General features: G+C 62.4%; 7 protein-coding genes and 1 pseudogene. 4 read left to right on the forward strand and 4 right to left on the reverse strand.

Going from position 1 to position 8,931, the window contains the following annotated elements; all coding sequences use genetic code 11:
• Positions 1-897: 897 nt before the first annotated feature.
• Positions 898-2,754, forward strand: a complete 1,857-nt coding sequence (locus JJE66_RS35855; protein WP_200520511.1) for an alkaline phosphatase family protein — start codon at positions 898-900, stop codon at positions 2,752-2,754.
• Between the two features lie 64 nt (positions 2,755-2,818).
• Here the strand turns inward: JJE66_RS35855 and JJE66_RS35860 are convergent, their stop codons facing one another.
• A complete protein-coding gene (locus JJE66_RS35860; protein WP_200520512.1) occupies positions 2,819-3,385 on the reverse strand; it encodes a hypothetical protein in 567 nt (188 codons plus the stop codon).
• Between the two features lie 376 nt (positions 3,386-3,761).
• Here JJE66_RS35860 and JJE66_RS35865 point away from each other — a divergent pair, with 376 nt between their 5' ends.
• On the forward strand, positions 3,762-4,421 hold the full coding sequence (locus JJE66_RS35865) for a peroxiredoxin (protein WP_200520513.1): 660 nt from the start codon (positions 3,762-3,764) through the stop codon (positions 4,419-4,421).
• A gap of 101 nt (positions 4,422-4,522) precedes the next feature.
• On the opposite strand, the gene JJE66_RS35870 is transcribed toward JJE66_RS35865, so the two are convergent.
• On the reverse strand, positions 4,523-6,253 hold the full coding sequence (locus tag JJE66_RS35870) for a methyl-accepting chemotaxis protein (protein WP_200520514.1): 1,731 nt from the start codon (positions 6,251-6,253) through the stop codon (positions 4,523-4,525).
• Positions 6,254-6,475: 222 nt separating this feature from the next.
• Here JJE66_RS35870 and JJE66_RS35880 point away from each other — a divergent pair.
• Positions 6,476-6,793: pseudogene (locus JJE66_RS35880) on the forward strand (FAD-binding domain-containing protein); the annotation flags it as partial.
• A 68-nt stretch (positions 6,794-6,861) separates the two neighbouring features.
• Positions 6,862-7,149, forward strand: coding sequence for a histone (locus tag JJE66_RS35885; protein WP_200520515.1), 288 nt, complete (start codon positions 6,862-6,864; stop codon positions 7,147-7,149).
• Positions 7,150-7,210: 61 nt separating this feature from the next.
• Here the strand turns inward: JJE66_RS35885 and JJE66_RS35890 are convergent, their stop codons facing one another.
• Complete coding sequence (locus JJE66_RS35890; RefSeq protein WP_200520516.1) at positions 7,211-7,954, reverse strand: hypothetical protein; 744 nt, start codon at positions 7,952-7,954, stop codon at positions 7,211-7,213.
• An 89-nt stretch (positions 7,955-8,043) separates the two neighbouring features.
• Positions 8,044-8,922 (reverse strand): DMT family transporter, encoded by an 879-nt coding sequence (locus JJE66_RS35895; protein WP_200520517.1) that lies wholly within the window; start codon positions 8,920-8,922, stop codon positions 8,044-8,046.
• Positions 8,923-8,931: the final 9 nt, after the last annotated feature.

Here is an 8,931-nt window from a genome sequence, read left to right on the forward strand (position 1 = left end):
AAAACACCCAAGTCGGGGTCAAGAGAACATCGACAAAATATTTCTCTTTATTAGAATTCGGATTTTTGTTAGACATTATTTACTCCGGCCCAAGGAAGAGGGGCGATCGCGATCGTCACGAACGCGGGCCGGATGGCGGTGGGCGTGGATCACATCGGCGCGAAGGGTTTTGCAGGGCGGGCAACCGTGAGCGAGGCCGTCGCGCGCACGACCGGTGTGATCGGCGTACGGCAAAATCGTGTGGTCCTGGTGCCCGGAGCCTGTGCGCCAAGTCTTGCGGTGATGGGTGTCGCCCAACCGGGTGCACACATCAGCCATCTGCAAGGCGACGGGGGCAATAGTGCATCGCTCCCCGGGGAGATCACGACATAAGCCGTCAAACCACTGCGCAGGGAAGGCCGGATGTTTTGGCTACACCTGTATGCCGCTGTGCAGCCTCTTGTAGCGCAACCTTCGCACAGTGGACCGCGGGTGCCAGCCGGCACCCGGTCTTCCCTGCGCCTTCTTTCAATTGAGGGGGAGGCGACCAAGCAAAGCTCGGGCGAACAAGCCGCGAGGATGCGAACTCATGTTGATGTTTCAAAGACGGTCTCGTTCCCCGGACGCAGTGCAGCGCGCAGCAGTGCGCTGCAGAGCCGGGGCCCATGTTGCAGCGAACCGCGCGGCCTCTCTGGGTCCCGACTCTGCGCAGCAACGCGAAGACGCGTCGCAGCGCGTCCGGGACATGAGGGCCCTGCCCCTTCATCCCCGCAATGACGAATCCGTGGACGCCTGGCCCCTTCCCTGTCACTTCTGCATGCCCATTCGCTCTTGTAACAAAACTGTCATGCAGCAAAACTAAACGATACCCGGGGGCCGCGGTTCGGCGGCCAAGCTGCCTCACCGTTAGGAGATTTGATGCGCCGTTCACTGGTGTTGCTGTCAGCCGGGCTGACAGTCCTGTCCACCGGATTTGCCTCCGCAGAGAATAACACGCCCCGCAACCTGATCCTGTTCATTCCCGACGGGTTGCGCGCGCTGAAGGTCACCCCCGAGACGGCGCCGGCGATGGCCGAGGTCCGCGACAAGGGCGTCAACTTCAAGAACTCGCATTCGCTGTTCCCGACCTTCACCATGGCCAACGGCTCGGCGATGTCGACCGGCCATTATCTCGGCGACACCGGCGTGTTCTCCAACACGATCTGGACCAACTATACCTCGACGCCCGCCGGCGACACCGTAGTCCCCTTCATCGAGAACGACGCCGTGCTCGGCGATATCGACGAGCATTTCAAGGGCGACTATCTCAACGAAGACACCGTTTTGAAGATGGCCCGCGACAAGGGGCTGAGCACGGCGGCGATCGGCAAGGTCGGCCCGACCTACCAGTGGGACCACACCGATCATCCGGACAAGCCGGGCAAGCACTCGATCGTCATCGACGATGCCACCGGCGGCAAGGCCGGCGTGGCGCTCTCGGACGAAATGAAGGACGCCCTCACCAAGGCCGGTCTCGCCCTCGCCGCCCCCGGCCGCGGCGACAACGGCAAGGCCGGCGATGCCAGGACGCCCGGCACCACGACGGCCAACATCGTGCAACAGGCCTATTTCGCCGACGTCGCCACCAAAGTGGTGCTGCCGATGTTCAAGGCGCGCAACAAGCCGTTCGTGCTGGTGTTCTGGTCGCGCGATCCTGATGGCACCCAGCATAATCAGGGTGACAGCCTCAACCAGATCCTGCCGGGCATCAACGGCCCGAGCACGATAGCGAGCATCAAGAATGTCGACAACAACCTCGCCCAGATCCGCAAGGCGCTGGACGAGCTCGGGCTTGCCGCCAACACCAACATCATGATCCAGGCCGACCACGGCTTCTCGACCATCTCCAAGGAGAGCAAGACCAGTCCCTCGGCCAAGGTCAGCTATGACGACACGCCGAAGGACTTCTTGCCGATGGGCTTCGTGGCATTGGACCTTGCCAAGGCGCTCGACCTGCCGCTGTTCGACCCCAACGACAAGAACGCGGCCGTCACCGGCAACGCCCATCCGAAGGCCGGCAATGGCGTGCTCGGCAAGGATCCGACCAAGCCCGATGTTGTCGTCGCCACCAATGGCGGCTCGGATCTCGTCTACCTGCCGAACAAGGACAAGAAGCTCGCAGCCAGGACCGTCAAGGCTCTGATGGAGCAGGACTACGTCTCCGGCCTGTTCGTCGACGACTCCCTCGGTCGCTTCCCCGGCACGCTGCCGCTGTCGAGCATCAATCTGCGCGGCAAGGCGGCGACGCCGACCCCTGCGATCGTCGTCAACTTCCGCTCCTACGCCAGCGAGTGCGGCGAGGCGCCGACCAATTGCTCGGTGCAGGTCGCCGACACCGTGCTGCGCCAGGGCCAGGGCATGCACGGCAGCTTCAGCCGCGGCGACACCTACAACTTCATGGCTGCGATCGGTCCGGACTTCAAGGCCGGCTTCGTCGACGAGCTCCCGGTCAGCAATGCTGACGTTGGCATGACCGCGGCCCAGCTCCTGGGCCTGCGTGGTTCGGAGAATGGCGGCCTGGTCGGCCGGGTGATGTCCGAGGCCCTGCCCAACGGCATCATCCCGAAGGCGTTCAAGGCCGTGGAGAAGTCGAAGAAGAAGTCCGAGAACGGTCTCGAGACCGTGCTCAACGTCCAGCGCGTCGGCAGCCAGCGCTATTTCGACGCTGCCGGCTTCGTCGGCCGGACGCTTGGCCTGGAGCCGGAGGCCGGCAAACAAAAAACGGCGGGGAAATAACCCCGCCGCTTCATTTGCGCCCTCAATGAGGGCGCGAAAATCTCTCGGTCACATGCCCGGATTTTTACATTCCAATGTCGAACACGTTCGGCAATTGGCCCGCCAAAGGCAGCGCGGTGGCGCCCAGGAAGGTCGCCACCATCGCCATCAGACGACGGTTGTTGTGGCGCTTGCCGCGCATCTGGCCGGCGATCCATTCCAGCATCTCGCTGTTGACCTTCGAGGCATAGGACGGCGCCCAGCTCTCGATGTCCTGCGTCAGCGCAACGTTGCGCGGCGGCACCTTCAAACCGGAGGCACTTGCGGCGTAGTGGGCGACGGCCTTGGTCAGCAAATCCTCGAACCGGCCGCCATCGGTGCGCTCGGTCGCGGCCTCGTTGATCTCGAACAGTGCTTCGGCTTCGGCACGGCTGACCGGCTGGTCGTTAACCGCGGTGGCGGTCAGGATGCGAGCGCACCAGGCGGTATCATCGGTATCGAGCGAGCGAGAAAAGTGCACCCGGCCCTTGGTGGTCGGGCCTTCGCCCGTGATCACGCCGTCGCGCACAATCGAGAGTGCATGGGCCGCTGTATCGCGGCAGGACGGTTCGAGGGACGGCGATTCAACGGATTTAGGCGCAGCGGCGGACATAGTTCACTTCCAGATTTCTTCTGATCGACCAGCATTTTCATGCGGGCGTAAAGGGGTGGTTAACGATTCGATACGGGGATCGCGACTTTTCATGATGGTTGCCAATTGGTCGCTATCAGGACGGTTTTGGTTCCATCAAACGTCGGGCGAGCGTGATGCGGGTCATAAAAGGCTTTATCGGGGCAATCGGGACCGTGTCGCTCTGGTGAAGATGTTTCGCCGCAGGCGCCCCTCTAACAGAAAGGTGCTAGGAAATCGGCCTCTCAGGGAAGGAGTTCACATTTGACTTGAAGCGGTTCACTTGGTCTCGCCGAGACCTTATACTAATAGCGACGACAGTAATTCACAAGCAAATTCAATGTGATGAGGTAGAACCATGACACTTCCGATCGGCGCCACCGCCCCCGATTTCGAAGCCGAGACCACCGAAGGGAAGATCAAGTTCCACGACTGGATCGGCAACAGCTGGGCGCTGCTGTTCTCGCACCCGAAGGACTTCACGCCGGTTTGTACGACCGAGCTCGGCGCTCTCGCCAAGTTGAAGCCGGAATTCGACAAGCGCGGCGTCAAGCTGATGGGCCTCTCGGTCGACCCGGTCGACCGCCACTCGAAATGGTCGGAGGACATCAAGGAGACGCAAGGCGCCGCTCCGAACTATCCGATGATCGGCGACACCGATTTCAACGTCTCGAAGCTCTACGGCATGCTGCCGGCCTCGACCTCGGGCGATCCCCTCACCCGGACGCCTGCCGACAACCAGACCGTCCGCAACGTCTTCATCATCGGGCCGGACAAGAAGATCAAGCTGGTGCTGGTCTATCCGATGACCACGGGCCGAAACTTCCAGGAAATCCTGCGTGTGATCGACTCGCTTCAGCTCACAGCCAAGCATCGCGTCGCGACGCCGGCCGACTGGCAGCAGGGCGAGGACGTCATCATCTCGGGCTCGGTTTCCAACGACGAGGCCAAGACGATCTACCCGCAGGGCTGGAAAGAGCCGAAGCCTTACATCCGGATCGTGCCGCAGCCCAAATAAGGGGCCGTTATCCGGTTGCACGCTCGGCGGCCTCCCTGCCCGTCAGTTGCATCACGGCCGGCCGATGGTTTCGGCCGGCCAAGGGGAAGATCAAGGAGAGATCAAGCCGCTCGCACGCGATCGAGGAAGCTATCGACCTCGGCCTTGAGATGCAGGCTGTCGCCTGACAGCGCCTGGGCGGAGGCAAACATCCGGCTCGACGTTTCGCCGGTCTCACTGGCGCCCTCGGCTGCTTGACGGACGTTGATGGCGACGTCGGCCGTACCGGAGGCCGCAGCGCGAACGCTGGACGCGATGTTCTGAGTGGCGCCCCGCTGCTGCTCGACCGCAGCCGAGATCGAGCTGGCGATGCCGCTGATGCGCTCGATGGTCTCTGTGATCGCCTTGATCGCGACAACCGACTCCTCGGTTGCAAGCTGCATGCTCGCGATCTGGGTCGAGATCTCGTCGGTCGCCTTGGCGGTCTGGCCAGCGAGCGTCTTGACCTCCTGAGCCACCACCGCGAAACCGCGGCCGGCATCGCCCGCGCGCGCGGCCTCGATGGTGGCGTTCAGCGCCAGCAGATTGGTCTGCTCGGCGATGGAAGTGATCAGCTTGACGACGTCGCCGATTCGGGAGCCCGCCTCGGAGAGCTGCGCGATGCGCTGGTCGGTGGCCTCGGCCTGCTGCACCGCCTCGGCGGAGATCGCGTTGGATTCCTGCACCCTTCGGGTGATGTCGGAAATCGACTGCGACAGCTCGTCGGAGGCTGACGCCGCCGAACGGACATGGTCGGAGGCTTGCTCCGAAGCCCCGGCCGATTGCGCCGACAGCTCGGCGGTGGAACGCGCGGTGTCGGTCAATTGCCGGGCCACGCGTTCGAACTCGCCGGAGGATTGCAGCACCTTGTCGAGGATGCCGCCGACGCTGCCGCGGAACTCATCGACGAAGTTACGCAGCTCGGATTTGCGCTGCTCGACGGCTGCAGCCGAAGCTGCGGCCTGCTCGCTGCGCAGCCGCGCCCGCTCCAGCGAATTGCTCTTGAACACCGCAACCGTGCGCGCGATCTCGCCGATCTCGTCAGCGCGATCCTCGCATTCGATCGCGACGTCGCTCTCGCCATTGGCAAGCGCCGTCAGCGAGCGCGTAACCGAGGTGAGCGGCCGGGTGATACGGCGGACGACCAGCATGGTGAGGATCAGGACGAGCAGCGCGGCGATGCCGGCTGCGATCGCCATGCTCTCGATCGCCTGGGCCAGCATGCGCTCGTACTGCGCCATCGGGATGCCGACATAGAGAACGCCGACGACCTTGCCGGCTGCATCCGCGATCGGAAAATAAGCCGTCATGAAGGACTTGCCGAACAGGGTCGCCGGCCCCTTATAAGCTTCGCCACGGCGCAGGACGGCTTGCGCCGGATGGTCGGCAGCAAGCTGCGTGCCGACGGCGCGGTCGCCATTCTCCTTTTTCACATTGGTCGAGCGGCGGACGAACTGCCCGCTCGCATCGTCAAACACGAACAGGGTCGCATTACCGCCGACATAGGATACCGCACGATCGACGATGGCGTGATCTTTGAGATCCGGCATCTTGGCGATCTCGGCGCGCGCCACCGCACCATCCCGCATCGTGATCCTGGCGTCAGGAACGATCTCGGCGAAGGCCAGCGCCAGCGTGCGCAGACTGACCTCGATGTCGCGCAGCGCACGCTCATTGAAGGCGGAGGTGAGCGACCAATAGCCGGCCCCGACCACCAATGCGGTGTTCATCGCAATAAGCAGGACCGCACATAGGACGGCCTTGGTACCTAGCTTGAACTGCGGCACGAACTTCGCCGTTAATGAGTTGGACATGAATGGAACCATCCCCGGAATTCTTGCATATTCGTGCAATCGGCTTTCGGCTCCATTAACGGTGGTTCACGCCTCCGCAACTGGCATGCTTTCCAAATCGCAAACGAGGACGCCTCTGACCACGCCAAGCGCGCCGCCAAATTGTCGTCTGGTTCCGCGACGATCTCCGCCTGTCCGATCAACCTGCCCTCCATGCCGCTGCCAAATCCGGCGCGCCGGTGAGAGGCGGATGCCGGCAGCAATCCCGCCAACTGGCAATGGGTCGCCGGCTGCGGCGCCGACGCCGCACCTACTTCCGCGTGTTCAACCCGGTGCTCCAGGGCGAGAAGTTCGATTCTGACGGAACCTATGTCCGGCGCTGGGTGCCGGAGGCTGAAAGACATCCCGGCGAAGCTGATCCAGCAACCCTGGCAGGCGACTCCGATCGAGCTTGCGAGCGCGGGCGTCACGCTCGGCAAGACCTATCCGCAATCGATCATCGATCATATCAAAGGGCGCGAGCGCGCGCTCGCCGCTTACGCAAAGATCCGCAAAAATTGAGCGCTGCTTTGACACAATTATGAAACCCGCTATCGTCATCGCTCCATGCAAACCGTGGGGGACACGATATGGACGACGATAAGCCGATCACCGAGCAGGCGATGGAGACGATCACCACCGCCGTCGAAGCGACCAAGGACGCCGCAGTCACCGCCGTCAAGAAGGTGAAGAAAGCAACCAAGGTCGCGAAGAAAGTAGCGCCGAAGAAGGCAGCCAAGAAGAAGGCCAAGAAGGCTGCGAAGAAAACCGCGAAGAAGGCTGCCAAGAAGTCGGCGAAGAAGGCAGCCAAGAAGACCGTGAAAAAGGCTTCCAAGAAGGCCGCCAAGAAGAAAAAAGCCAAGAAGGCCAAGCGCTGATCGCTGCTCCAGAGCAAATTTCCGGGCGCGGACGCGCCCGGAAATCTCTCCCCAATATGCCCTACCCTTGCCGCCTGGACTTGCGCCGGCGCGGGTGATGAACGCCCTGCGGATCACGAAACTCGCTGCGATGACCGCGCCGGTCCTCCTTCGCGAAGCGCCGCCGCTTCGCAGGCGAACCAAACGCCCTGATCACCTTCCGGCCGTTGACCTTCTTGATGACGTAGCCGCCTTCCGTCATCGAGAACGGTTCTTTCAGCGTTCCCTTGTGATCAAACTTGGTGCCGCGGGGATGTTTGAACGGCTCGAACCAGGACGGATAGACGAAGTTCGACATCGGAAAACCGCTGACGACGAAGCAGTCCTCCTCCACGGCGTCACAGACCTCATAGGCGTATTGGGTATTCCGGTTCTTGTCGGCCCACAAATTGGCCATGGGATCGAGCACCATCTCGAACAGCTCATGCGAGGCCGCCACGCTGACCGGCTCGTCGCCCAGCGCCTTGACGAAGATTTTTGAGATCGGCTGGCGGCGGTGCGTCAGCTCGTGGCGTCCGAGCATGTTCTTGTGGGAGGCGTCGTCGAAATAGACGAGTTGCCAGTCGGTGGCCTTGGGCTTGCGCGCGACGTAGAGATCGACCGGATAGCCCCACACCGGCAGGAAATGCTTGTCGTAGCATTTCTGCAGCGCCGCGGTGAGTTTGCTCATCATTCGGTCGTCGATCGTCTTCTCGGCGTAGTTGATGCAGGCAATCCGAACCGGATTCATGGACCTGCCGAGCAGTGCGCGTCTCGCCTTTTTCATGGAAATCACCGCTTGAAAGGGCAATTGAAATGCGGTCAGCCTAACACGAAGCTCTCCACACGTCAGGGATGCATTCCGCCAGCCCGAGCCTACGAGCCGAACCGCCGGTTGACCACGAACACCGCAGCCGCGCACATCGCCATTCCGGCGATCGCCAGCGCATCGAGCTTTTCCCCGAACAGCAGATAGGCCATCAGCGCCGTCACCGCGGGCACCAGATAGAACAGGCTCGCGACCGAGGTCGCCGCGGCATGGCGGATCAGCCAGTACAGCAGCCCGATCGATCCGATCGAGAGTGCCACGGCAAGCCAGGCGAGCGCGAAGACGAACTCCCTCGTCCAGTGCACCACGCGGTCTTCGAACAGGAAAGCACCGATCGTGAAGAAGATCGTGACGACCACATATTGCACGAAATTGCCGGCCCGCCAGTCGATGTGGTTGCAGTAGCGGCGCTGATAGAGCGTGCCGAGCGTGATGCTGAGCAGGGAGACCACCGAGGCGAGCCAGCCGAGCCCGGCCTCGCCGGTCATCGGGCGATTGTGCAGGATCAGCGCCACGCCACAGAGACCGAACAGCAAACCGCCCCATTGCACCGGCGTCACCTTCTCCCCGAGCCAGCGGTTCGCGATGGTCGAGGTCAGGATCGGCTGCAGGCCCGGAATGAGCGCGGAGAGTCCGGCCGGAATCGAATGCGCGATCGCAATCGCGGTGCCCCCGAGATAGAAGCCGTGGACGAGAATGCCGGCAACTGCGCTGTGCGCGATGCCGGTGCGATCAGGCCATTTCGGACGGGCGATGGCTGCGATGATCGCCATCAAACCGACCACCACCGCCATGCGGATGGCGAGATAGGTCAAGGGATCGGCGTTGTTGATGACGTATTTGGTGCCGATGAATCCGGTGCTCCAGAGCAGGACGAACAGGATCGGCGCAGCGCGGGCGGGAAAGGATTCTTGATTATGGTTCATTGCCGCCCT

It is taken from the genome of Bradyrhizobium diazoefficiens (assembly GCF_016612535.1).
In the GTDB taxonomy this organism is placed as follows: Bacteria; Pseudomonadota; Alphaproteobacteria; order Rhizobiales; family Xanthobacteraceae; genus Bradyrhizobium; species Bradyrhizobium diazoefficiens_C.

What these genes read in the sequence shown, in the direction of transcription:
- JJE66_RS35855 (WP_200520511.1), top strand. Translation starts at nt 898, where the DNA reads ATGCGCCGTTCACTGGTGTTGCTGTCAGCCGGGCTGACAGTCCTGTCC.
- JJE66_RS35860 (WP_200520512.1), bottom strand. Translation starts at nt 3,385, where the DNA reads ATGTCCGCCGCTGCGCCTAAATCCGTTGAATCGCCGTCCCTCGAACCG.
- JJE66_RS35865 (WP_200520513.1), top strand. Translation starts at nt 3,762, where the DNA reads ATGACACTTCCGATCGGCGCCACCGCCCCCGATTTCGAAGCCGAGACC.
- JJE66_RS35870 (WP_200520514.1), bottom strand. Translation starts at nt 6,253, where the DNA reads ATGTCCAACTCATTAACGGCGAAGTTCGTGCCGCAGTTCAAGCTAGGT.
- JJE66_RS35885 (WP_200520515.1), top strand. Translation starts at nt 6,862, where the DNA reads ATGGACGACGATAAGCCGATCACCGAGCAGGCGATGGAGACGATCACC.
- JJE66_RS35890 (WP_200520516.1), bottom strand. Translation starts at nt 7,954, where the DNA reads ATGAAAAAGGCGAGACGCGCACTGCTCGGCAGGTCCATGAATCCGGTT.
- JJE66_RS35895 (WP_200520517.1), bottom strand. Translation starts at nt 8,922, where the DNA reads ATGAACCATAATCAAGAATCCTTTCCCGCCCGCGCTGCGCCGATCCTG.